Source organism: Helicobacter sp. 23-1045 (genome assembly GCF_053654655.1).
This window is the reverse complement of sequence record NZ_JBSIUR010000003.1, coordinates 162,804-186,933: the sequence shown is the minus strand read 5'-3', so window position 1 is coordinate 186,933 and position 24,130 is coordinate 162,804. Positions and strand designations below refer to the sequence as shown.

23 protein-coding genes are annotated in these 24,130 nt (G+C 42.0%); 17 read left to right on the top strand and 6 right to left on the bottom strand.

Annotated elements, in window-relative coordinates:
* Window positions 1-160 precede the first annotated feature (160 nt).
* Together ACWIUE_RS04800 and ACWIUE_RS04795 are read left to right on the top strand one after the other, a co-directional pair.
* Window positions 161-2,725 (top strand): ATP-dependent Clp protease ATP-binding subunit, encoded by a 2,565-nt coding sequence (locus tag ACWIUE_RS04800; protein WP_454135352.1) that lies wholly within the window; start codon window positions 161-163, stop codon window positions 2,723-2,725.
* Window positions 2,726-2,763: 38 nt separating this feature from the next.
* A complete protein-coding gene (locus tag ACWIUE_RS04795) occupies window positions 2,764-2,934 on the top strand; it encodes a hypothetical protein (RefSeq protein ID WP_454135350.1) in 171 nt (56 codons plus the stop codon).
* On the opposite strand, the gene ACWIUE_RS04790 is transcribed toward ACWIUE_RS04795, so the two are convergent.
* From ACWIUE_RS04790 to ACWIUE_RS04770, 5 genes are all read right to left on the bottom strand, one after another.
* The gene (locus tag ACWIUE_RS04790; protein ID WP_454135349.1) at window positions 2,873-3,388 is read right to left on the bottom strand and encodes a hypothetical protein; all 516 of its coding nucleotides are present in this window, start codon (window positions 3,386-3,388) and stop codon (window positions 2,873-2,875) included. The two genes, ACWIUE_RS04795 and ACWIUE_RS04790, sit on opposite strands and share 62 nt — an antisense overlap.
* 168 nt (window positions 3,389-3,556) lie before the next feature.
* Window positions 3,557-3,715 carry a hypothetical protein gene (locus ACWIUE_RS04785; RefSeq protein WP_454135348.1) on the bottom strand — a complete coding sequence of 53 codons (159 nt, stop codon included), beginning with the start codon at window positions 3,713-3,715 and terminating at the stop codon, window positions 3,557-3,559.
* Window positions 3,716-3,728: 13 nt separating this feature from the next.
* Window positions 3,729-5,714, bottom strand: coding sequence for a hypothetical protein (locus ACWIUE_RS04780; RefSeq protein ID WP_454135347.1), 1,986 nt, complete (start codon window positions 5,712-5,714; stop codon window positions 3,729-3,731).
* Window positions 5,668-6,705 carry a dihydroorotase gene (pyrC, locus tag ACWIUE_RS04775; protein WP_454135345.1) on the bottom strand — a complete coding sequence of 346 codons (1,038 nt, stop codon included), beginning with the start codon at window positions 6,703-6,705 and terminating at the stop codon, window positions 5,668-5,670. The genes ACWIUE_RS04780 and pyrC overlap by 47 nt, the downstream gene beginning before the upstream one ends.
* Window positions 6,702-8,384 carry a phosphomannomutase/phosphoglucomutase gene (locus ACWIUE_RS04770; RefSeq protein WP_454135344.1) on the bottom strand — a complete coding sequence of 561 codons (1,683 nt, stop codon included), beginning with the start codon at window positions 8,382-8,384 and terminating at the stop codon, window positions 6,702-6,704. Before ACWIUE_RS04770 ends, pyrC begins: the two co-directional genes overlap by 4 nt.
* Before the next feature lie 78 nt (window positions 8,385-8,462).
* On the opposite strand from ACWIUE_RS04770, the gene hisC reads away from it, so the two are divergent.
* The 7 genes from hisC (at window position 8,463) to dxs (ending at window position 16,671) form a co-directional block, all read left to right on the top strand.
* The gene (gene hisC, locus ACWIUE_RS04765; protein WP_454135342.1) at window positions 8,463-9,575 is read left to right on the top strand and encodes a histidinol-phosphate transaminase; all 1,113 of its coding nucleotides are present in this window, start codon (window positions 8,463-8,465) and stop codon (window positions 9,573-9,575) included.
* Between the two features lie 9 nt (window positions 9,576-9,584).
* Window positions 9,585-11,273 (top strand): flagellar basal-body MS-ring/collar protein FliF, encoded by a 1,689-nt coding sequence (fliF, locus tag ACWIUE_RS04760; RefSeq protein WP_454135340.1) that lies wholly within the window; start codon window positions 9,585-9,587, stop codon window positions 11,271-11,273.
* Window positions 11,274-12,305, top strand: coding sequence for a flagellar motor switch protein FliG (fliG, locus tag ACWIUE_RS04755; protein ID WP_454135338.1), 1,032 nt, complete (start codon window positions 11,274-11,276; stop codon window positions 12,303-12,305). It abuts the gene before it with no gap.
* Entirely contained in the window at window positions 12,289-13,131 is an 843-nt protein-coding gene (gene fliH, locus ACWIUE_RS04750) for a flagellar assembly protein FliH (protein WP_454135337.1), read from the top strand. Before fliG ends, fliH begins: the two co-directional genes overlap by 17 nt.
* Window positions 13,132-13,216: 85 nt before the next feature.
* Window positions 13,217-14,089 carry a DNA-methyltransferase gene (locus ACWIUE_RS04745; protein ID WP_454135336.1) on the top strand — a complete coding sequence of 291 codons (873 nt, stop codon included), beginning with the start codon at window positions 13,217-13,219 and terminating at the stop codon, window positions 14,087-14,089.
* On the top strand, window positions 14,089-14,676 hold the full coding sequence (locus ACWIUE_RS04740; RefSeq protein ID WP_454135335.1) for an HNH endonuclease: 588 nt from the start codon (window positions 14,089-14,091) through the stop codon (window positions 14,674-14,676). The genes ACWIUE_RS04745 and ACWIUE_RS04740 overlap by 1 nt, the downstream gene beginning before the upstream one ends.
* Before the next feature lie 12 nt (window positions 14,677-14,688).
* Window positions 14,689-16,671, top strand: a complete 1,983-nt coding sequence (gene dxs, locus ACWIUE_RS04735) for a 1-deoxy-D-xylulose-5-phosphate synthase (RefSeq protein ID WP_454135333.1) — start codon at window positions 14,689-14,691, stop codon at window positions 16,669-16,671.
* Here dxs and ACWIUE_RS04730 read toward each other — a convergent pair.
* Entirely contained in the window at window positions 16,618-16,764 is a 147-nt protein-coding gene (locus tag ACWIUE_RS04730; RefSeq protein WP_454135331.1) for a hypothetical protein, read from the bottom strand. The two genes, dxs and ACWIUE_RS04730, sit on opposite strands and share 54 nt — an antisense overlap.
* A 245-nt stretch (window positions 16,765-17,009) precedes the next feature.
* On the opposite strand from ACWIUE_RS04730, the gene ACWIUE_RS04725 reads away from it, so the two are divergent.
* The 8 genes from ACWIUE_RS04725 (at window position 17,010) to ACWIUE_RS04690 (ending at window position 24,053) form a co-directional block, all read left to right on the top strand.
* On the top strand, window positions 17,010-17,822 hold the full coding sequence (locus ACWIUE_RS04725; protein ID WP_454135330.1) for an AAA family ATPase: 813 nt from the start codon (window positions 17,010-17,012) through the stop codon (window positions 17,820-17,822).
* Window positions 17,815-18,420, top strand: coding sequence for an SH3 domain-containing protein (locus ACWIUE_RS04720; protein ID WP_454135328.1), 606 nt, complete (start codon window positions 17,815-17,817; stop codon window positions 18,418-18,420). Before ACWIUE_RS04725 ends, ACWIUE_RS04720 begins: the two co-directional genes overlap by 8 nt.
* Window positions 18,417-19,388: a shikimate dehydrogenase gene (locus ACWIUE_RS04715; RefSeq protein ID WP_454135326.1), complete on the top strand. Its 972-nt coding sequence runs from the start codon at window positions 18,417-18,419 to the stop codon at window positions 19,386-19,388. The genes ACWIUE_RS04720 and ACWIUE_RS04715 overlap by 4 nt, the downstream gene beginning before the upstream one ends.
* 35 nt (window positions 19,389-19,423) lie before the next feature.
* Complete coding sequence (locus ACWIUE_RS04710) at window positions 19,424-19,594, top strand: hypothetical protein (RefSeq protein WP_454135324.1); 171 nt, start codon at window positions 19,424-19,426, stop codon at window positions 19,592-19,594.
* 161 nt (window positions 19,595-19,755) lie between these two features.
* Entirely contained in the window at window positions 19,756-20,925 is a 1,170-nt protein-coding gene (locus ACWIUE_RS04705) for a hypothetical protein (RefSeq protein ID WP_454135323.1), read from the top strand.
* 75 nt (window positions 20,926-21,000) lie between these two features.
* Window positions 21,001-23,151 carry an FTR1 family iron permease gene (locus ACWIUE_RS04700; RefSeq protein ID WP_454135321.1) on the top strand — a complete coding sequence of 717 codons (2,151 nt, stop codon included), beginning with the start codon at window positions 21,001-21,003 and terminating at the stop codon, window positions 23,149-23,151.
* A gap of 49 nt (window positions 23,152-23,200) precedes the next feature.
* Entirely contained in the window at window positions 23,201-23,725 is a 525-nt protein-coding gene (locus ACWIUE_RS04695; RefSeq protein WP_454135319.1) for an iron transporter, read from the top strand.
* 124 nt (window positions 23,726-23,849) lie between these two features.
* A complete protein-coding gene (locus tag ACWIUE_RS04690) occupies window positions 23,850-24,053 on the top strand; it encodes a hypothetical protein (RefSeq protein WP_454135317.1) in 204 nt (67 codons plus the stop codon).
* Window positions 24,054-24,130: the final 77 nt, after the last annotated feature.

Sequence of the window (24,130 nt, the reverse complement as noted above, 5' to 3'; positions counted from 1 at the left end):
CTACACTTAGATTCTGCGTTTTTATCGCTAGATTCTGCGAATTTTGTGCGAAGTGCAGAATCTAGCATTATTTTTTCGCAAACCTTGACAATATTAGACTAAATATTTATAATGCCGTTTCTATAAATTTATTTTATAAGATTCACATAAAGGATTGCAAATGAATATCTTTGAAAAACTCACAAATCAATTTAGAGAGAGTTTGGATTCTGCCATAGCTCTCGCACTTAGCTTTAAAAATCAAGAGGTGCAAATCGCGCATTTGGCTTTTGCATTGCTATCAAACTCAGTCCTAAATACCGCGCTAAACAAAATGAATGTCGATAGAAACGCGCTCACATTGGAGCTAAAAAGCGCAATCGATTCGCTACCAAAGAGTTCAAGCGTTAGCAAGGACAATTTAAGCATTTCTAAAAATCTGCTAAACGCCCTTGAAGGCGCACTTGGAGTGGCTACGCAAAATGGCGATAAATTTATCGCGGTTGATTGCTTTATCATCGCAAATCTTGGCGATTCGCCCTTTGCGGATATTTTCAAAAAATATATGGATTTAAACGAGCTTAAAAAAACGCTTGAATTAACGCGCGGTGGCGCAAAAATCGAGTCTCAATCCGCCGATGAAAATTTGGAGAGTTTAGAAAAATACGGCATTGATTTAACCAAAAAGGCGTTAGATGGTGCGCTGGACCCTGTGATTGGGCGAGATGAAGAGATTGAGCGAATGATGCAGATTTTGATTCGCAAGACAAAAAATAATCCCATTCTTTTGGGCGAACCGGGCGTGGGGAAAACGGCTGTGGTGGAGGCTTTGGCACAACGAATCGTCCAAAAAGATGTGCCATTATCCTTGCAAAATAAGCGCGTAGTCGCCCTTGATATGAGTGCGCTAATCGCGGGGGCGAAGTATCGTGGCGAGTTTGAGGATAGGCTAAAAGCGGTGGTAAATGAAATCAAAAAAAGTGGCAATGTGATTTTGTTTATCGATGAGATTCACACAATCGTAGGCGCGGGGGCGAGTGAAGGCAGTATGGATGCTGCAAATATCCTAAAACCCGCACTTGCAAGGGGTGAGATGCACACAATCGGCGCAACCACGCTAAAAGAATATCGCAAATATTTTGAAAAAGATATGGCATTGCAACGCCGTTTTCAGCCCATAAATTTGGACGAACCCACAGAAAATCAAGCCATTGCGATGCTTCGTGGCATAAAAGAAAAGTTAGAGACGCACCACAATGTAACGATTTTGGATTCGGCACTTGTGGCTTCGGTGCGCTTGTCTGCGCGATATATCGCTGATAGATTTTTGCCCGATAAGGCGATTGACTTAATCGATGAGGCGGCAAGTGAGATTCGCCTCCAAATCGAATCCTCCCCAACCGAGCTGTTAGCGATTAAACGCAATATCGCAAATTTGGAGGTAGAAAAAGAGGCGTTACAAATGGATGGCAAAAAAAATCAACCGCGATTAGATGAGATTGCCAAAGAGTTAGAGTCGGCAAAAGAAAAGCAAAGCGCGCTAGAAGCGCAGTTTCAAAACGAAAAGGCGATTTTTAATGAAATCAGTGCGTTAAAAAATGAGTTAGATTCGCTACGCACAAAATCGCAGTTTGCAAAGCAAAATGGGGAGTTTAATAAGGCTGCCGAAATCGACTATGGCGCGATACCAGAGTGCGAGAAAAAAATCAAAGATTTGGAGGCAAAGTGGGATAAAATGTCCGCTCTTGGTACTTTGCTAAAAAATAGCGTTACCGAAGAGAGCGTGGCAGAAATCGTTAGCAAGTGGAGTAAAATACCTGTGAAAAAAATGCTTACCACCGATAGGGAGCGCATTTTAAATATGGAAGCCGAATTGCAAAAAAGCGTGGTTGGGCAAGATGAAGCGTTGAATGCCATCTCACGCGCAATCAAGCGAAATAAGGCAGGTTTAAGCGCGGGAAATCGCCCCATTGGGAGCTTTCTCTTTTTGGGACCCACAGGCGTGGGAAAAACGCAGAGCGCGAAAAGTTTGGCAAATTTTCTCTTTGATAGCGAAAAATCGCTAGTGCGCATTGATATGAGCGAATATATGGAAAAACACGCCGTATCGCGCCTTGTGGGTGCGCCTCCGGGCTATGTGGGCTATGAAGAGGGCGGGATTTTGACAGAAGCAGTGCGTAGAAAGCCCTACTGCGTGGTGCTTTTTGATGAAATCGAAAAGGCGCACACTGATGTTTTTAACATTTTGCTTCAAGTGCTTGATGATGGGCGACTGACCGACAACAAGGGCGTTGTGGTGGATTTTTGCAATACGATTATTATCCTAACTTCAAACATCGCAAGCGATAAGATTATGGAGTTGAGTGATAAAACGGAGCGCGAAAATGCCGTGAATAACGAGCTAAAAAAATACTTTAAGCCAGAGTTTCTAAATCGAATCGATGATATTGTGATTTTTAATCCGCTTGGGACGGCGCAGATTGCGCAAATCGTGGATATAATGTTTGCAAACATTGCCAAAATCGCCGAGCAAAAAAATATCCACATAACGCTAACGCAAAGCGCAAAAGAGCTGATTGCCGAAATCGGCTTTGATGTGGTATTTGGTGCGCGTCCGCTAAAACGCGCCTTGCAAGAGCAAATCGAAGATAGATTAAGCGAAATGATTTTGCGTGATGAAGTAAGCGAAGATTCAAGCGTAGAATTTGACGCAAAGGACGGCAAAATCGTGGGGATTGTGGGGTAGATTCTGCGATTTTCGCGCGAGATTCTGCGGAATGTGATTTGATTAGATTAGATTCTGCGAATCGCACGAAAAACGCAGAATCTGCGCCAAAAAACTATTTAGATTCTGCGAAAATCGCAGAATCTAGCGCATTCGCAGATAAAATCGCTAAAATTTATAAGTATATCCCAAGCTCACCCACCCGCCAAGTAGTCCATAGCGGAAGCTGAAATCCACTTGATGATGGATATTATAAAAATAATGCAACCCTAAATTAAACTCATATCCCGGCGAAAATGAAAGAGTGTTTCCAATAAGAAAGTTTAGATTTAATCCCGCAGGGGCGATGTGCCAGCCAAGCGTATGCGAATCGATATTCAAAAAGTCCCAAACGAAATGTGGCGCAACGCCAATGCCTACCGAATGCACACTAACATATCCCGAATAGTCCAAATGCCCCACCAAGCGAAGTCCTAAATGAAAATATGGTTTATCCAAAAAATACCATTGATATCCGCCAACCGCGCCAACGCTCCACCCCGGCGCAAATCCTAACTCCGCACCGACAAATCCACCCGTTTTTTGCTCTTTTGTCGTGTGCCACTCTTTTGCATTTGCCTGTGAAAATAGCGCACCACAAAGCAAAATCGCCACTAAAACCTTGCCAAAATTCTTTCTTGCCATTTTAAAATCCTTTGAAGTGAAATTTATAAAAGCGACACTCTACGCCCCCCCCCTTAAAGTTTGCTTAAAAATGAAAAATTTTGAAGGAAAATTTAAGATTATGTGTAAATTTGTAATATTTTGCGTGAAAATGTGTAAAAAATAGTTTAGATTCTGCGCTATATTTCGTCATTGCAAGATTCTGCGATTTTGGGACCAGATTCTGCGGAATTTGATTTGAATTTTTCGCATTAGATTCTGCGAAATTATCGTAAAACGCAGAATCTGCGCCAAAAAAATATTTAGATTCTGCGAAAATCGCACGAAAATCGCAGAATCTAAATCCAAATTTTTGCAGAATCTAAAACCCTACGCGGATTTCCACGCTTCCGCCATTGCTCATCCCGCTATCCCCAAAGTTACCATAATACTTCGCGCTAAACTCCACATCAAACGCCCGTTTTTGAAGCACATACGAGACTCCCGCACTCATATAACCCAAAATTTTATCATCCCCCAAAAGCAAATCAAACGCCCTTCCATTTAGCACCACACTGCCATTTTTTAGCGCAAAGAGCGCATTTCCCTTAACTCCCGCCATCGCATTCACGCCACACACTCCACTGCTCGTGTGAAAATATTTGCCATAATCCACGCTAACATCCGCAAAGAGCATATTTTGAAGCGAATCGCTGTAATCCCCTCCACCAAGCGAAATCGCCCTTGCATACAACCCCTTGTATTCAAAACCGCCTTCCACGCGCAAAATCCCAGCATTTCCAAAATCAAAGTCCTTGCCATAACTCGCACTTGCGCCAAATCCCAAATTGTTTGGTTTGGCGTCAAAAAACATCGTTTGCAGTTCGTTTAAAAAGTAAAAGAAATCGCCCCGCACCCTAAAATGTGTAGCGTAGGGCAAGTCGAGTTTGTAGTGCAGAGCGCCATTGAAATTCATCGATTTGATTTGCAGTGCGTTTGTATCGCCTAGCGCACCATAACTCATCGCAAAATGCGCGCCAAATGCGCTAGATTCTGCGATTTTCCCACTAAATGCGCTGACAAATCCAAAGTCAAATCCAGATAATTCTCCGCTGTCAAAAAAGTAATTATGATTTACAAATGGCGTGAAAACAAAGTGGTAGTTTTTGGTGGATTCTGCGGTGGATTCTGCGATTTTCGCAGAATCTTTTGTGTGTAAATTGCGATTTATTCGGCGATTTTGTGTGCGATAAAAAAATGTGTCATTTTGTGCGAAAAGTGCAGAATCTGCGGGATTTTTCGCTTCACTTAAATAGAAATTCGCAGAATCTCGCACGGATGGTGCGAGGGTAGATTCTGCGATTTTACGGATTTTGCGTTTTGGTGCGCTAGATTCTGCGGATTTGCTAATTTTGCGCGGATAAATCATCGCATCGCTAATCAAAAATAGATTATTCATCGCCCTTGCATTCGCCCTGCCAAGCGTTGCAATCTCGCTTTTTGAAGTATCGATTGTGACGATGAAATGACTGCCACTTTGGGAAAGTTGATAAATGCTACTTTTGGTTGCAAGTCGCCAAAATGGCACTTCTAGCGTGGATTTGGCGTCACTTACTTTATTTACGATAAGTTTGTCTAGCGCGTATTTTGCGCCAAACTCGAAGTTCTGTCCAAAGTCTAAAATCAACTTTGAGGTGGCGTCTTTGAAAGAAATACTGCTCTCTTTTAGTCGCATAATCAAATGTGAATTTTTGTTGCTATCCTTGCTGTCGTATTTCTCAAAGGCGTTGAATTCGCTTTGCGCTTCGTCAATCTTTATTGCGTAGTTGCCTATTTTGATATGATTTCCTGTCGCCTCAAAGACGAAATGAACCGCGCCGTTAGATTCGCTAGTCAAATAACTGCCCGTATTCGTGAATATCGTGCCGTAGTTTTCGATGGTTATCGTCTGTGCTTGGTCTTTGCTCCAAAATCCATTCATCGTGCCGTAGTTTGTAAGAGAATGGAGATAGTTGTTTGCGGTGTGCTGATAAAGTCCCTTTGAGGCGATGTGTCCGTAGTTTATAAAACTATTTATGGTGGTTTGTATGGTGATTTGGTCGCTTGTGCTAAATGCTCCGTGATTTGTGAGTAAATCTTGCTTTGTGGCAATGGTGCAAGTGCCATTTTTGCAAATATCGCGCAGTTCGGTGGCGTTTGCAAGTAGTGCTGTGAATGCAAATGCAAATGCGAGTGCGAAATCTATAAATACGCGATTTTTGGGGTTTTTAAAAGTGGGATTTTTTAGAGTGCAATTCCCCCCCCGATTTTTCTTAAATGCTTCATAATTGCCCCCTTTCTTTGATTTGCCACGCGCAAGATTCGCCACCAAATAGGATTTTTATGGTTTCATTTTGGGCGCAAATCTCGCGTGGCAAAATATTATCGATTCGCTCTAAAATGACGCTTTTTTGCGGGATTTGCGCCGAATCTAGCCCATAAATTTTCATCGCATTATCGCTTATAAATTTTTGCAAATTTTCTAATCGATTATGCGTTTCAAAAATCTCACATAGCTTTGGAAGTAGCACAGGCGCGGAAAAAATCCCCGCAGCACCTTTTAATTTCGCACTCTGTAAATGTGGCGCAGAATCACTCCCAAAACTAACCTTTGGATGCGCACTCAGCGCAAGATTTAGCAACGCCTCCCTATCCTTTGGCGTTTTTAGAATGGGTTTGCAAAAATAATGCGGATTCATCGCGCCACCAGCGAGACAATCCAAATCTAACGCAATGTGATGAAGCGTGAGCGTGGCAAAAAGGTTTGGGTATCGCTCCAAAAGCGCGATACTGCGCCTATCGCTTAAATGCTCCATAATGATTGTTAGACGCGGAAAATTTCTTGCAATTTCTGCAAAAACTTCTCCAAATTCAAATTCTCTATCCAAACAAAAGCCATTAGATTCGCCGTGTATGGATAAAACAAAGCCTAAATCTTGTGCGATTTCAAAGATTTCTAGCGTTTTTTGGTTTAAAATTTCAGCCACGCCCGATTCGCTTCCCGTAGTCGCGCCTTTTGGGTAGAGTTTAAGGATTTTTATGCCATTTTTTTGGGCAGATTCAAGCTCGAATCGATTTAAATTTTCTGTCAAATATAGGCTCATTAGTGGTAAAAAACTTTCATTTTTCGCAGAATCTAAAATCGCTTTTTTATAATCTAACGCCATTTTTGTCGTGGTGATGGGATTTTTAAGGTTTGGCATTGCAAGAGCCGCGCTAAAATTTTGTGCGCTACAAGGCGCGACAGCCTCCAAAATCGCTCCCTCACGCAAATGAATGTGCATATCAAGCGGATTTTTTAGCGTTATTTTCGCACTCATCGTAAATCCTTTTGCAAATCTTTTTGTAAATCTTTTTGGCACTCATCAAGCAAATCTAACATTGCTTTTTTGTAAAGCTCGGCAAACTCGCGCGTTGTAGCTTCAAAGCGCGTTACAAGCACGGGCGTTGTATTGCTTGCACGGATTAGTCCCCAGCCATTTTCAAACACCACACGAATCCCGTCAATGTCGATAATATCGATGATTTTAGGGAAGTTTGTGGGCAAATCTTGCGAATCTGTTAAATCTCGCTGATTTTGGCGAATCTTATTTAGCATTTTTACAAGTTTTTTGATAATTTCAAATTTTGCAGATTCGGTGGATTTGATTTTTTCTTCATTTGTAGAAAACATTTGCGGTAGGGATTTTATAAAGGATTCAACTTCACTCACGCTTTCATCTAAAAATAGCTCCAATGCCCTAAAACTCGCATAAATCGCGTCATCATAGCCAAAATATCTATCATTAAAAAATAAATGTCCGCTCATTTCTGCCGCAAGGTGCGCATTTGTCTCGCTTAATTTTACCTTCAAATTGCTATGCCCTGTCTTAAACATAATGGCGCGTCCGATTTTATCAATCTCACTATACATAACCGCGCTACACTTCACTTCGCCGATGACAACGGGCTTAACGCCACTTTTTGCGATTTGCCTAGCAAAGAGAATGGCAAGTTCATCGCCCTTAAAGTGATAATGTTCGCTTAAAAGCCCGATTCTATCGGCGTCTCCGTCAAATGCAATGCCGATTTTTATGTCATTTTCTTTCATCGCATTTTGCAAAAATACAAGATTTTTGTCCTCGCTTGGGTCAGGGTGATGATTTGGGAAATTGCCATTTGGCTCAAAAAACAAAGGCAAATATGGGATTTGCAAATTGTCAAGCACCGATTTTAGCGCGATTGCCGCCACGCCATTACCACAATCAAAGGCGACTTTGTGCGGAAAATTTTTTAGCCTTGCAAAATGGGCGGTTAGAAAATCAATGTATTCATTTAGCGCGTTTAGCTTCGTAATATGCGGGTTTTTAGGCGAATCTGATTTTGGCGAATCTGCATTAGATTTGGCATTAGATTCGCCTAATCGTTGCATAATTCTATTCCCCAAAGCACGAATCTCATCACCATAAAAGGGCTTTTTTAGGATTGTGATTTTAAAGCCATTATACTCGGGCGGATTGTGCGAACCTGTAATCATAATGCTTGAATCTACCTGCGCGATTTTGGAGTAAAGGCTGAAATAGGCGATGGGCGTAGGAATCATACCTAAATCATAGATTTGCAAAGGCGCATTGTTTTGTGTGGATTGCTTCGGCGAATCTTGCGATTCGCCTCGCAATGACGGATTGTTTGCCCCCAAAACAATTCTAGTATTTGCGGTAGTGCTTGTGGAGTTTTTGCAAAATTTTGGGGCTGAGACTAGACTTGAAGTCTGCGAAGCCCCGAAATTTTGCAAATCTACGCAATGATTACCCAAAGACGAATTGCTTTGCAAAATCCCCTCACATAGCCATTGAAACAAAGTAGGACTATGCGTCCTTGCATCATACCCGATTGCCACACTTCTCCCGCCACGCGCTAAAATTTCTTTTCCTAACTCCGCACCGATAGCCACCACGACATTTTTGCGCAAATCCTCCCCAAAAATCCCGCGAATGTCGTATTCTCTAAAAATACTCATTTTGCCACCTTTTTTTAAATTTTTTTTAGCATTTTTAGCTAAAATTATATCTATTTTTTTAAGATTTTGGAGTTGAAAATGGGATTTAAAAATTATCTAAATACGCTAAAAAACTACGAATCAGGCAAACCAATCGAACTTGTGGTGCGCGAATTTGGCATTTATGAAGATGATGTTATAAAGTTAGCAAGCAATGAAAACGCGCAAGGTTGCGCAAAAGCTGTGGCAAAGGCGATTAAAAAAGAGGCAAAAAACGCCTTTCGATACCCCGATGATAGTGCTTATGAGCTAAAAGAGGCGTTAGCAAAAAAGCACCGAATCTACCCGCAAAATATCATTTTAGGCAGTGGGAGCGACCAAATTATTGACATTTTGATTCGCGCTGTGTGTGGCAAAGGCGACAAAATTTTGACTAGCGCGGTAACATTTGCGATGTATGAGATTTATGCAAAGCAGTGTGAAGCAAGTGTAGTGCGGACAAAAAGCGATATTTTTAACGCAAATGAAATCATCGCCCTAGCAAAAGCGCATAAGCCCAAAATCATTTTTCTATGTGTCCCAAATAACCCGCTAGGCGATTGTCTCACGCGTGATGAAGTGTATAGGATTTTAGATTCGGTTGATAGAGATTGCATTGTCGCGCTTGATTGCGCCTACAACGAATTTGCAAAGTTTAAGGACAAAAATAGGGCGATTTCGCCAAGTGAGCTGATTTCAACCTATCCAAATGCCATTTTTTTAGGGACATTTTCTAAACTTTATGGGTTAGGCGGACTTCGCGTGGGCTTTTGCATAGCCATTGATAGCACCATCGCAACGCTTTCAAAACTGCGCCCACCTTTTAATAATACAAATATTTCGCTAAAAGCCGCGCTTGTCGCGCTAAAAGAAAAGAAATTTGTCGAAAAAACGCTTGAAAACAACGCAAAGCAGATGAAAATCTATGAAAAATTCGCAAAAGAAAACGGCATAAGATTTATCGAATCTTACACGAATTTTATCGCATTTTTCTTTGAATCAAATGTCGATTCAACCGCGCTGTGCGATTATTTGCTAAAAAATGGCATAATTATTAGAAATCTAAAAAGCTACAATCTAAACGCCGTGCGAATCACAATCGGGTTAGAAAAAGAAAACAAACAAGTGCTAAAATATATCGCAAAATTTTTAAATAAAAATGCTAAGATTTAGGGCGGATTCGTGGATATTAACAAACTTTTTAAGCAACTTTTAGATTTATACAATCGCCTAAACAAACGCCAAAAAATCGCTATGATTGGCGGGGTTGTGGCGATTGTGGCGTTTTTGGCGTTTTTTATCGTATTTTCGATTCGCGACCGCAATGAAAATGCAAACTACGCCGTGCTTTTTGATGGGCTAACGCCTAGCGATAACGCGCTAATTTTGCAACATTTGCAAAGCAACAATATCCCTTATAAACTGCAACGCGAGGATACGATTTTAGTCCCAAAAGATGTCGTTTATGAGCAACGAATCGCCCTATCAAGCAACGGAATCCCAAAAAATAGCAAAGTAGGCTTTGAGATTTTTGATGAGCAAAGCTTTGGGATAACGGAGTCAGAGTTAGCTATCAAGCGAACTCGCGCTATTGAAGGCGAACTTGGGCGGACGATTGAGAGCCTAAAACCTATCATTTCCGCAAGAGTGCATATCGCAATCCCAAAAGAAAGCGTTTTTGTAAGCAAAGAAGTGTTGCCGACAGCCTCCGCAACGCTAGAAATTCTCCCAAATATGTATCTTACGCCAAATCAAATTGAGGGCATTAAAAATCTAATCGCCTCCGCTATCTCAAAACTCACCAAAGAAAATGTCGCCATCATCAATCAAAACGGCGAGCCACTTGACGCAAATAACGAATCCACCGCCACAAATGAAATCATAAACTTGCAATTAAAATACAAAAATAATTTTGAGCGCATTTTAGAGGATAAAATCAGCAATGTTTTAACGCCCATCATCGGGGGCAAAGATAGGGTTGTGGCAAAGGTAAATGCGGAGTTTGACTTCTCGCAAACCAAAAGTATGAAAGAGACTTTTGACCCAAATAATGTCGTGCGCGGGGAGCAAACACACGAAGAGCGCAAAGAGGGCGTAAGCGAACCTGAAATCGGCGGAGTGCCCGGCGCAGTTAGTAATGTGGGACCTGTGCAGGGGCTTGATTCGCTAAATAATAAACAGATTCACACCATAAACACAACTACGACAAATTACGAAGTCGGCAAGACGATTTCAGAGATTAAGGGGCAGTTTGGGACGCTAAAACGATTAAGCGCGGCGGTGGTGGTTGATGGGACTTATGCGCTAGTAAATGATAATGGCGTGGAGAAAATGCAATATGTTGCGCTAGATTCTGCGAAAATACAGCAAATTGAGGCACTTGTAAAGCAAACGATTGGTTTTTCGCAAGAGCGGGGCGATATGGTGAGTGTCGGTAACTTTGAGTTTAATGCAAAGAGCGGCTCTTTCACACCGCAAACTTCGCTTGAAAAAGTTATGAACGCACTTAAACCCGCCCTGCCCTTGCTAAAATATGTCCTTGTGGCGATTATCATCTTTATATTCTATCAAAAAATCATCGCGCCATTTGCACAGCGAATGATTGAGACGCAAGAAAAAAGCGATGAGGATATAGAGTCGCTAATCGCCCTTGATGAGGACGAAGAGATAAGCAATAAAGAAAATGAACTCCGCAAGCGCATTGAAAATCAGCTCGGACTTGGCGATTTTAGGGAGGATGAGCTGAAATATGAAGTGTTGCTAGAAAAAATCAAAACACTTTTGGCGGAGAAACCGCAAGAAGTCGCAAATCTCTTTCAAACGCTAATCCGCGATGAGTTAGGATTAGAGGATATTAAAAAAGGGGCGTAAATGGCATTTAATCTAACGCAAAATCAGCGCGCACAATATGATGAGTTTTCGATGGCAGAGAAAATCGCCATTTTGCTTATGCAGGTAGGCGATGATTTGACGGGCGAGGTTTTCTCGCATTTGGATTTAGATTCAATCACTGAGATTTCAAAATTTATCGCACAAATGAAAAGCACGGATAAAAGCATCGGTGCGGCGGTTTTGGAGGAATTTTATGCGATTTTTCAAAGCAATCAATACATTACACAGGGCGGATTTGAGTATGCAAGGGAGCTTTTATATCGCGTGTTAGGCGAAGAGGAAGCAAAAAAAGTGTTAGAGAAGCTCTCTAAATCAATGCAAGCGGCAAAAAACTTCTCTTATCTCTCAAAAGTCCGCCCACAGCAGCTTGCTGACTTTATCGTAAATGAGCATCCGCAGACAATCGCGCTAATTTTAGCGCATATGGATTCAAACTCGGCGGCGGAGACTTTGAGCTATTTTTCAGACTCGGAACGAGCGGATATTTCTATCAAAATGGCGAGTTTGGGCGATATCGCGCCAAATACGATTAAGCGAGTGTCCGCCGTGCTAGAAAATAAGCTAGATTCACTTACAAGCTACAAAGTCGAAGTGGGCGGACCACGCGCGGTGGCGGAGATTTTCAATCGCTTGGGGCAAAAGGCGGCAAAGACTACGCTATCTCACATCGAGCAAAGCGATGAGCAACTAGCAATCAAAATCAAAGAGATGATGTTTACATTTGAAGATATCGTGAAACTCGATAAAAACGCCATTATTGAGATTCTAAAAGCGGTGGATAAAAAGGATTTGACGATGGCACTAAAATCCGCGCCAGAGGAATTAAAACAGAAGTTTTTAAGCAATATGAGCCAAAGAGCGGGGGAAACATTTATCGAAGAGCTACAATATTTGGGCGTCGTCAAAGTGCGTGATGTGGAGAGCGCGCAAAGAAAGGTTGTCGAAATCGTCCAAGCACTAAGCGAGCAAGGCGTCATCACCATAGGCGAGGCAGATGATGTTGTTGAGTAATGAAAAAAGCGTAATCGCGCTAGATGAGTTAGATGCGCACACAATGAATAAATATAGCTTTAAAACCATCGCAGAATCTAGTGTAAAATCGCAGAATCTAAACGCAGAATCTCGCCAAAAATCCGTAGATTCAGCACCCAAAATCGCAGAATCTACGATGGATTCTACAAAAGATTCTACATTTGCGCCAAGTAAGGCGCAGGTTGCGATGATTGAGAGTAGTTTAGAAAAAGAGTTGATTGATAAACTTTTGCAAAAAAGCGATGATTTGAGTGCGACATTGAAGGGCTTTGAAGAGCGATTCGCAGAGCTCCAAGCCCAAGCCATCGAGCGCGAAAAAGTTGCCAAAGAAGAGGGCATAAAAGAGGGCAAAATGATGGTGGATTTGGAGCTAAAAAATAGCATCGAATCTGAGAGAGAAAAAATCGCAAGTTCGATAAATAAGCTAGATTCGGCAATCGATGGCGCAAAAGAGCAGATTGCTAAGTTAGAATCCGAGCTAAGCTCTATCGCGCTTGACATCGCAAAAGAAGTCATCATAAAAGAAGTCAGCGAGGAATCCGCTAAAGTCGCCGCTTCGATTGCAAAAGAGCTGTTAAAGTTGATGAGCGGGAATTTAGATGTGGTGATAAAGGTAAATCCCGCTGATTTTGAGTTTTTGAACAATTTGGCAAAAGGCAAGGAAAATATCAAAATCAAAAGCGATGACGCCATCGCAAAAGGTGGCGTGGTGATTATCAGCGAAAATGGCAATATCGATGGTAGCATAATGTCGCGCTACAAATTGCTAAAACAAAGCGTCATTGAAAACTTAAAGGGCTTTTGATGGGTGATAAAAGTGGGAATGCCAAGTTTGAATCGATATTTGAATCGATAAAAAATCACTTTGATACACAACCAAAAGGATATAAATGACTTCCATAGCTCAAAAATATGATGAAAATTTAGAATCTAGGGTAGATTTTACGGATTTGGTGCGCAAAAAGCGTGAAAATCTATCGCCATTTTTTAGCCATAAAAATATCGCATTACACCAAAATTCTGTGCTTAAAACTTCGCTTTTATCACCGCAAAGTGTGGATTTAATCATCACTTCTCCACCCTATAATGTCGGCATAGAATATAACTCAAATGACGACACAGGCGAATATGAAAACTATTTGAAATTTTGCGAAAAGTGGCTAAAAAACTGCTATCTTTGGGCAAAAGATGGGGCGAGATTTTGCCTAAATATCCCGCTTGATAAAAACAAAGGCGGACAGCAAAGCGTGGGAGCAGATATAACGACACTAGCCAAAAAAATTGGCTGGAAATACCACAGCACGATTGTGTGGAATGAGGGCAATATCTCACGGCGCACGGCGTGGGGGAGCTGGCTCTCCGCGTCTGCACCTTATGTCATCGCACCTGTGGAGTTGATTTTGGTGCTTTACAAAGGCGAGTGGAAAAAAGCGCAAAAAGGCGTTAGCGACATAAGCAAAGATGAATTTATGGCTTGGACAAATGGACTTTGGAGTTTCAATGGTGAATCTAAAAAGCGCGTAGGACACCCTGCGCCTTTTCCACGAGAATTGCCAAAGCGGTGCATAAAGCTTTTTTCGTTTGTGGGCGATGTAGTATGCGACCCATTTTGTGGCTCTGGCACGACTATGATAGAGAGTTATCTTAACAAACGCGAATTTGTCGGTATTGAAATCGATAAGAGCTACTGCGAACTATCAAAAAATCGCTTTTTGCAAACAATACAAAAAGAAGCAAAGATTATTTTAGAAGGATTATTTTAATGGATAAGCAAATTTCGCAACTTGATTTGATAATGGAATTTTTTAAGGCAAATCCTAAACGCGATATTTCACACCCTGAAGTTGTGGATTGGGTAACGAGCGAGTGGCAAAAGCGCACGGGCAAAGTCTTTCGCGACCCTGATAGAGGCATTCGCAGTTTGCACCAAAGGGGCTATTTGCAAAAAATCGCCAAAGGTGTGTATCGCTATGAGCCTGAAATGGCGCACTTAAGGCAGGATTTGGAGGATTTTAGCCCTGCGCTAAAAAAGCAGATTTTGGAGCGAGATAATTACAAATGTGTGATTTGTGGGCTTGGCAAAAATGAGGGCGTGGAACTTCACATAGACCATATAAAGCCCAAAGATTTGGGTGGCAAAGCGACTTTGCAAAATGGACAAACGCTGTGTGCAAGGCATAATTTTTTAAAGAAAAATTTAAAACAAACCGAAACGGGTAAGAAAATGTTTATAAGAATGCTTGAAACCGCAAAAGAAGCTGATGATAAAGAGTTGATTGCATTCTTAAACGAAGTGCTTGAAGTGTATGAAAAACACAATATCAACGGGCATATTGTGTGGAAAAAATAGATGAGAAACATAATGCAAGATTTTACTCAAATTTCACAAAATCCAAATCTTAACGCAAATTTAGATTCGACCGCGAATCACCGCGAATTTGGCTCTCTAAAAGGCAAAAACATCGATGAGTTAAAGGCAATCGCAGCGCAGATTCGCACTCGAATCATCGAAGTTTTAAGCAAAAATGGCGGACATTTAAGCTCAAATTTAGGCAGCGTAGAAATCACAATCGCAATGCACGCGGTTTTTGACTGCTATAAAGACCCATTTATCTTTGATGTGAGCCACCAAATCTACGCACACAAGCTTTTAAGCGGACGATATGAATCATTTGCCACATTGCGCCAAACAGGCGGAATCAGTGGCTTTGCAAAGCCTAGCGAATCAAACGCCGATTATTTCATCGCGGGGCATAGCTCGACTTCATTGTCGCTTGGAGTGGGCGCAGCACGGGCGATAAAATTGCGTGGCGAAAATCGTGTGCCTGTGATTTTAATCGGCGATGGCGCGATGAGCGCGGGGCTAATCTATGAGGCGTTGGACGAAATCGGCGACATAAAATACCCGATGATTATTATTTTAAACGACAATGAGATGAGCATTAGCAAGCCTATCGGGGCGATGAGCAAGTATCTCTCCACCGCCACAGCAGGGAAAATGTATCAAAGTTTGCGCGATAAAGCAAAGTCGTTTTTAAACATAATGCCCGATTCGGCGACATTTTTGGCAAAGCGATTTGAGGAATCGCTGAAACTTATCACGCCCGGCATTTTGTTTGAGGAACTTGGGCTTAGCTATATCGGTCCTATCGATGGGCATAATATCGCCGAACTCATTAGCATTTTTCAAAAGGCGCGAGATTTAAAAAAGCCCGTTTTGATTCACGCACAGACGATTAAGGGCTATGGCTACAAAATCGCGCAAGGCAGGTATGAAAAGTGGCATAGTGTCGCGCCATTTGATACAAAGGATGGCACTCCGCTAAATCCGCCAAAGCCCACCAATCCCACCAAAATTTTTGCAAAAGAGCTATTAAAACTAGCCCAAAATGACAGCAAAATCATCGGCGTAACCGCTGCAATGCCTAGTGGCACGGGATTAGACTTGCTAATGGATAATTTGCCTAGTCGCTTTTTTGATGTCGCCATCGCCGAAGCACACGCCACCACTTCGATGGCAGCGATGGCAAAAGAGGGCTTTAAGCCCTTTGTGGTGATTTATTCGACATTTTTGCAACGCGCCTTTGATAGCATTATCCACGATGTTAGCATTATGAATCTACCCGTGCGATTTGCGATAGATAGGGCTGGAATCGTAGGCGAGGATGGCGAAACTCATCAAGGCATTTTTGATATTTCATATTTGTCGCTAATCCCAAATATGACGATTTTTGCGCCCCGCGATGAGCGAAGTTTAGAGCTTGCTGTCCGCTTTGCAGCAGGGTTTGACAAATCGCCTTGTGCGTTTCGCTACCCGCGCGGTGGCTTTTTGCTAAAAAACAACACCTTTAAAAATAAGCCGTTTAGATTTGGCAAGGCGGAGATTTTGTTTGAGCCACCACATTGTGAGCGAAGCGAAGCAATCCAAAAATCAAAGAGTGGATTGCCACGACTTGACTGCGTCAAGTCTCGCAATGACGAAGTGAAAAAAATCGCCTTTTTTGCCTTTGGCAACGGCGTGGGACGCGCACATTTGACAAACACATTGCTAGGATTTAGCGCGATTTTAGTGGATTTGCGCTTTGCAAAGCCCCTTGATAGCGCGACTATTTTAAGCATAGCAAGGCGCGTGGATAAAATCTATGTTTTTAGCGATGGCGTAAAAAAGGGCGGAATCGCTGAAAAAATCGCCCTTTTATTAAACGAAAATGCGGTGTTTGTGCCGATTAAATCATTTGAATTTGACGATAGATTCATAGCGCAGGGCAAAACCGCCGAAATTGAGGACATTTTAGGCATTTCGCCCCGCAAAATCGCAAGTGCGATTAAAAAAGATTTGCGCTAGATTCTGCGAAAATTGAAGTAGATTCTGCGACTCGCACGAAAAACGCAGAATCTTAATGTAAAATTCGCAGAATCTAAAATCAAAATTACCCACCCCCTAACCCCCTCCGCAAGGGAGGGGGAATAAAATGCAAATCATCCATAAGGGAAAGGAATCGCAGAATCTATTTAAAAAAACACAGAATCTCGCGCACGAGTCGCAGAATCTACACAATTTCGCAGAATCTAATCGCAGAATCTAAATTAGGAATTATTTTTGCTTACAAATCAAAAATCATTAGATTCTGCGCCAAAATTCGCAGAATCTGATTATAAAATCTAACAATTAGCGAGTTTTGAATGAACCCATTTAGCGAAGCAAAGAGCGTGTTTTTAGAAAAAGTCGATACGATGGATTATATCGATTTGGATATCAATATTTCGGCGCGTCATCGCATCGAGCAGTTGATTGAAAAAGTGCCATTTCAAATCGTGATTTTGACCGGTAAGCCCGGCGTTGGCAAGAGTTATCTTATAAAGCAGTTGGAGCAGAGTATCCCAAAAGGGCGATTGCATATTCAACTTTTCCCATTTCTCTCGCTAAATGCGTTTTTAGCGCAGTTGCATATAAAGTTTCTCCCACAAATCAAAATCCACAAAAATATGACGCGCGATGAGTTTTTTAAAAGTTTTAGCGAGAATTTAAAGCGTGAAGAGCTCTCGCCTACGATTATCATCGATGAAGTGCAACTTTATGGCGATAAAGAGTTAGAAGTGATTCGAATGCTTAGCGATTGCCGTGTGTTTCGCTTTATTTTGGTAACGCACGCGCTAAAACATAAAGAAGTGCTGAATGAAAGCTATTTCACATCGCGCATTTGGGATAAAGTCGTAATCCGTGAGCTTGATGTGCCAAATATCCGCCTTTTCATCGCGCAAAAGTTAAGCAAGGCGGGGCTAGATTCAATCCCGCGACTTTTCAAAGAGTGGCATTATAAGTTTATTTTCAAGCAAAGTAGCGGTAATCTGCGCCTTATCACGCGAATGTGCTTTTTACTCTTTGACTTGTGCGAGCATTATTACAGCGTGAATCCTACGCTATTTAGCAAGGGCGAGATACCTAAAAAGATTGTAGAGATGGCGGCAATCGAACTAGGGAGTTTAGATGTTTAGCAAAATGCGCAGAAAATTTGTCATATCATTTACCTACATTAGCGTGCTTGCGATAGGTGCGCTGATTTATTTAGTCGTATTTTTATTCGCAGAAAATCGCCAAAATGCGATGAGAACAAGCGGTGGCGAAGATTTCTACCCGCCGAATCTTTCGCAAAATTCGCAGAATCTGTCGCCGAATCTTTCGCAAAATTCGCAGAATCTCGCGCAAGATTTTTCACAAGCACCGCTAGATTCTGTAAAGTCGCTAGATGAGTTGCCAAATGAGATAGATTCTGCGTTTAATGCGCTAGATTCTACGCCAAACACCGCAGAATCCGTAACAACAGATTTGCCAAAACTCCCGCGAAATTTCATCGTAGAGGTAAAAGTCCTAAATGTCCGCGCAAAGCCAAGTGTCGAGGGCAAAATCTTAAAGCGATTTAAAAAAGGCGCGGTGATTCGCATTAGCGAGATACAAGGGCAGTGGGCGAAGTTAGAAAACGGCGGATTTGCGTTTTTGAGTTTGCTAAAAGATAGTGCGGAGAATGCGGGAGATGGCACGAAAAATGCGGGTGATTCTGTAAAAGATGGCGCAAATCAAAAAGGGCGAAATTGAAGCTGTTCGCCGTTTTTGGCAATCCCATAGCCCACTCCAAATCGCCGTATTTGCATAACTCCACATTTTACAATTTAGGCATTGACGCAAGGTATGTGCGAATCTTAATGGATTTAACCACAAATGCGGAGGATTTTAGGGAGCAATTTTTTGAATACGGATTAAGCGGGGCAAATATCACTATCCCATTTAAAGAAATCGCGCTTGAAGCCTGTGATGAGGTAAGCGAAATCGCACAAAAAATCGGCGCGATAAATACCATTGTTCGGCGCGATGAGCGACTTTTTGGATATAACACAGATGCGATGGGATTTTATCGCAATTTGATAGATTCTGCGAAATGCGTAAAAAACGCGAATTTTAAAAATCCAAATTCTAGTATTTTGAGCGAAAAATCGGGGTTGCGCAGTTGTGAGCGAGGCGATAGAACTAATGGTTCATCAACGAAGCGAGCAACAAGTCTCCCCGATTTATCGCCAAAAGACGAATTTGTAAAAAATGCGCTAGTAATTGGTGCTGGTGGCAGCGCAAAGGCGATTGCCTTTATCTTGCAAGAGCGCGGGATTTGCGTGGAGATTATCAATCGTAGCGAAAATCGATTAGAATTTTTTAGGCAAAATGGCTTTAAAAGTGCGAATTTTGGGGAATTTAGCGCGAATCTCAGTGGCGAATCGCAGTATGATTTGATTGTCAATGCCACTTCATCATCAATAAATGGCGACTTGCCTTTGGATAGGGCGATTTTGGCAGGGCTTTTCAAACGCACAAAAATCGCCTTTGATTTAATGTATGGCAAAAAATGCCCGTTTTTGGAACTTGCCAAAAATCGCAGAATCTGCGCGATTGACGGCACAAAAATGCTTCTTTTTCAGGCAATCGAAGCATCGAAAATCTTTTTAGACACTCACAAATCAAATCAAATCGAAACCGCAATGCACTTGGCATTTCGCAGAATCTACGAAATTTAACACACCCCTAACCCCTCTGCAAGGGAGGGGGAACTTTGAATTTACTCTCCGCAATAGATGAGGAAGGCAGATTTTGCAAATCGCAGAATCTAAAAAATAAAACTCCCATTTCGTCATTGCGAGTAAGCGAAGCGAACACGGCAAATTATAAATCAAAAAATGGATTGCTTCGTTGTTTTCGTTACGCTCAAACTGCCTCGCAATGACAAAATCAATTTAGATTCTGCGAATTGCAACAAAAAACGCAGAATCTGCAAAATCAATTTAGATTCTGCGAATTTTTTTATTCAATTTTCACTTTAAAATATTTTTAAGAATTATTATTATAATATTGCGATTTTAAATTTAAAAATTCAAAGGAGCAAATATGAAAAATAAAATTTTAGGCATTTCGATGGCGGCGAGTTTGGCGATTAGTGGCGTTTTTGCCGATGATGGCGAAAATGAAATCGCAAAACATTTTAAAGAAAACTATTCTTACAATGCGCAAGTCGGCGCGCAGTATTCGCAAGGATACTCGGGCAATAGAAGCAATTTTCAAAGTCTCTATGGGTATTTGGGATTTGAGGGCGTGGAGTTTGAGCGACTTCGCTTTGGATTAAGTGCGATGGGTAGCGTGAATCTTGGTAGTAAGAGCGAATTTTACGATGAGTTTCTTGGCAAAAATGCGATTTTATATCAAGGATTTATCGGCTACACAAGCGAGTATTTTGATGTGAGTGCGGGGCGCGAAGCGGTGGATTTGGAGTGGGTTGGCGACTATATCGAAGGGGCGAGATTTGCCGTGAAAATCCCGCAAGGTGCGACAAAAATCGAAGGGTATTGGTTCTCACGGCAAGGCGTGGCGGATTATAATGAAATCTTGCAGTTTGAGGATAATGTGAGGGGCGATTCATTTATCGCGGGGATTACGAATAATTCTTATGAACCGCTGATGGTGGAGGCGTATTTTATGAGTGTCGGCGGGACGAGGACAAGCGAAGTGCCAAGCTATTTAGGCGCGTGGATTGGGGCGAATCTAAATTTAGGCAATGAGTTTATCGCGTCATCTACGAGTATCAAATATTCATTTTTTCACGCAAATCCCAAAGATACGCTTGATACGCACTTTTTAGATGTGGCGGAGCATTTGGAGTTTGCCGTTGCGGATGAGCATAAATTAAGCGCGACACTTGGCGTGATGAAAGTCTTTAACAAAAGCGCAGAATCTGGCGGTGTGGTGGATTTCGCATCGATTGGCAATCGCCGTCCGCTAAATAAAGGCAGTGGTTATTTCTACGATACAAACGCGCTCACGGCGTATTTTGGCGTGGGATATGGATTTGCGGATTATTTTGATATTGAATTTTTATATGGCAATATTAGCGATATAAAGGGCAATATCAAAAGCGAAGAGACGCTAAAACCGCTTCACAATATCGATATAGTCGCCACAGGTAAATACGCAGGGGCAGAGATTGGCGCGAAATACCGCAGGGTGTTTAGCACGCAAAAGGTGCATAATTATTTCGAAGCGTTTGTGGCGTATAATTTTTAGATTTTGGATTTAGATTCTGGCAGAATCTACGAAATTTTTTTGGGGTGAATTTGGGGTAATTTTGGAGTGAAAAATATGAAATTAGTTAGGTTTTTAGCGATTTTTGCGCTAATTTGCGCTTTTGGCAACGCAAAGGATTTTGAAGCGGATGCGAAAATTATCCGTGAAATGCTTGATAAAAGCATTGCGGTGTATAAAAACGGCGATAATCTCTCTGCCAAAAAACTAGCAGAGGACGCGTATTTTCAGCATTTTGAAAATATCGAGGGGCATATCGGGCGCAATATGGGCAAAAAAGCCTATCTAATGGAGCGCAGATTCACTAACTTGCGCAAACTATATCAAAATAAAGCCAATCCACAATCTAACGACTTGGAGCGCATAGAAGCCTTAATCGCGGGGCTTTATTTTGATATGGACGAGGTTTTGCCTATCCTAAAAGGCGGGATTCGCTTGGTGGCAGAAGCAAGCGATACGACTTATGATAAGGCAAAGGCGGAGGCGGATTCGATAAAGGCAGAAGCGCAAAGGCGCAAGGAAGCGGAGGCAATGTTTGCGGCGTTGCTTGGAGATACGGGCGAATCGAGTGCAAATTCAAGCGAATCTAGTGTAGATTCTGCGAACGCAGAATCTAATACCCACCCCCTAGCCCCCTCCGCAAGGGAGGGGGAACAAAACGCAGATTCTGCTATCGGTGCGCAAAGTAGCGCGGAGTTTCAACAAGCCGCAGGGCTAAATCCAAAGCTATATTTTATCTATGAAAATATCAGTGCAAAGCTTGACATTGCCGCTATGCGCTTTCAAAAGGGCGAAATTGAAAGCGCGGCAAATCTCATTGAGAGCGCGCAATTTGATGATTATCGCAACACAAAGTTAGAAATCGCAATCAACAAAGTCTCCGACAAAGGCAATAAGATTCAGCAATCTATGCGCCAAATCACCCGTGAGATTCGCGAAAAAAGCATTGATGAAAAGCGACTGCGCGAGGAAATCACGGATTTAAGCGATGAGCTTTTTGATATTTTGCTAACCATTACGCCTGAGCAAATCGCGCTTGTGCAAGTGAAAGGCTTTGATGAGAGTGCGGTTACAAAAGATTATGCCAAAGTCGCTGATGATATAAAAATCGCACTAAATAATATTTTGGATTCATATCAAAATAAAGGCGCAAAAACGCTAATTGACGCACTTCAAAGCGCGTATTTGGATATTTTTGAAGGTAGCGGAATGGAAAATAAGATTGGCGCGATGAATGCAGATTTGAAAATGAAAATCGAAGCGCAATTCACGCGTGGCGTGGCGTTAATCAAAGCAGACGCGCCCAAAGATGACTTGCAAAAAACCTTTGATGAGCTAAACAAACTCATCGCAAGTTCGTTAGATTTTATACAGGATTCAAGCGTGTGGTTTTTGTTTATCTCCGCACTTAGCATAATTTTGCGCGAGGGATTGGAGGCTATGCTAATTGTCGTGGCAATCGTGGCGTATTTGATTCAGAGTGGAAATAGCAATCGCACAAATATCGTGTATTCTGCGCTTGGCGTGGGCGTATTTTTGAGCTTTGTAACGGCGTTTGCGGTATATTATTTTTTCAGAGAATACGCAGGGCAGTTTAGAGAGCTATTAGAGGGCGTAACAATGCTAGTTGCAGTCGCATTGCTCTTATATGTGGGCTTTTGGCTACTCTCAAAGGCGCATAAATGGAATGAATTTATCAAGCACAGCGCAAAAGAGGCGATTAGCAAGGGTTCATCTTACGCGCTTTGGTGGACTGTGTTTTTAGCAGTTTATCGCGAGGGCGCGGAAACCGTGCTATTTTATCAAGCATTGCTTTTTGATTCAAACACTTCGGCGGATTTTAGCGCGGTAATCGGTGGTTTGGCTTTGGGGTGCATTATTTTAGTGGTGCTATACTTGCTAATCAAACGCGGTGCGGTGAAAATCCCTATAAAGCTATTTTTTCAAGCCACTTCGGCGATTATCTTTTTAATGTGTTTTAGTTTCAGTGGCAAGGGCGTAGGCGAACTAATCGAAGGCAAGGTTTTGACACCGACACTAATCCCATATCAATTTGATGCGATTTCGTGGGCGGGACTTTATCCATATTATGAGAGTTTGGGACTACAAGCAATCGTAGTTTGCTTTATAATAGGCGGAATCATCGCCACAAGAAAACTATCCCAAAAGGGAGAAAAATCACCAAAAACGGGAGGTGCAAATGCGTAACTAATCGTTTTTGTGTGATTTTAAAAAATTTCAAAAGAAAGGATAAAAAATGTTAAAAAAGGTATTTTTTGGTTTGGCGTTAAGCTCGGCGGTTGTCTTTGCGGCAGAAGTGCCTATCGGAGATAGCCAAGAAAAAAATGGTATGGAAATCGCGGCGGTTTATTTGCAACCTATCGAAATGGAGCCCCGTGGCATTGATTTGGCAGCGTCAAAGGCTGACATTCACTTGGAGGCGGATATTCACGCGACAAAAGGCAATAAAAATGGCTTTGCAGAGGGCGATTGGATACCATATCTCACAATCGGTTATAAGATTACAAATTTGGATACCAAAAAATCCAAAGCAGGTAAATTTATGCCTATGGTGGCTGATGATGGCGCACACTACGGCGCAAATATCGCTATGGAAAAGGACGGCTTTGGACCGGGCAATTATGAGCTAATCTATCTCATCGAAAGCCCTGAAAAGCAAGGATTTGGACGACATGTAGATAAAGAAACAGGCGTAGGCAAGTGGTTTGAGCCATTTAGTGTGAAATATAAGTTTCAATATAAAGGACGCCCAAAACCATAGGTATGGTGCGATTCGTATGGCAATTCGTGCCGAATCGTCATTCTGAGAGAGCGAAGCGACCGAAGAATCCAAAAATTTTGCGTTAGCAAAATTAAAAAATATTTTTGCGAATTGCGAATCTTTTTTGGATTCTTCGCTTCGCACTTCGTGCTTCGCTCAGAATGACGAAGTGGCGGGGCAAAATCCGCCCTTTACTCCCCCTCCCTTGCGGAGTTTGAATTCAAAAATCCCCCTCCCTTGCGGAGGGGTTAGGGGGTGGGTAATTTTCGCATTAGATTCTGCGATTTTTAGTTTGATTCGCAGAATCTGCGTTAAATTGTCATTTTGAGCGAAGCGAAAAATCTCTATTTGTTGATTTTTGAGATTCTTCGCTCGTTTTACTCGCTCAGAATGACAATTTTTTGT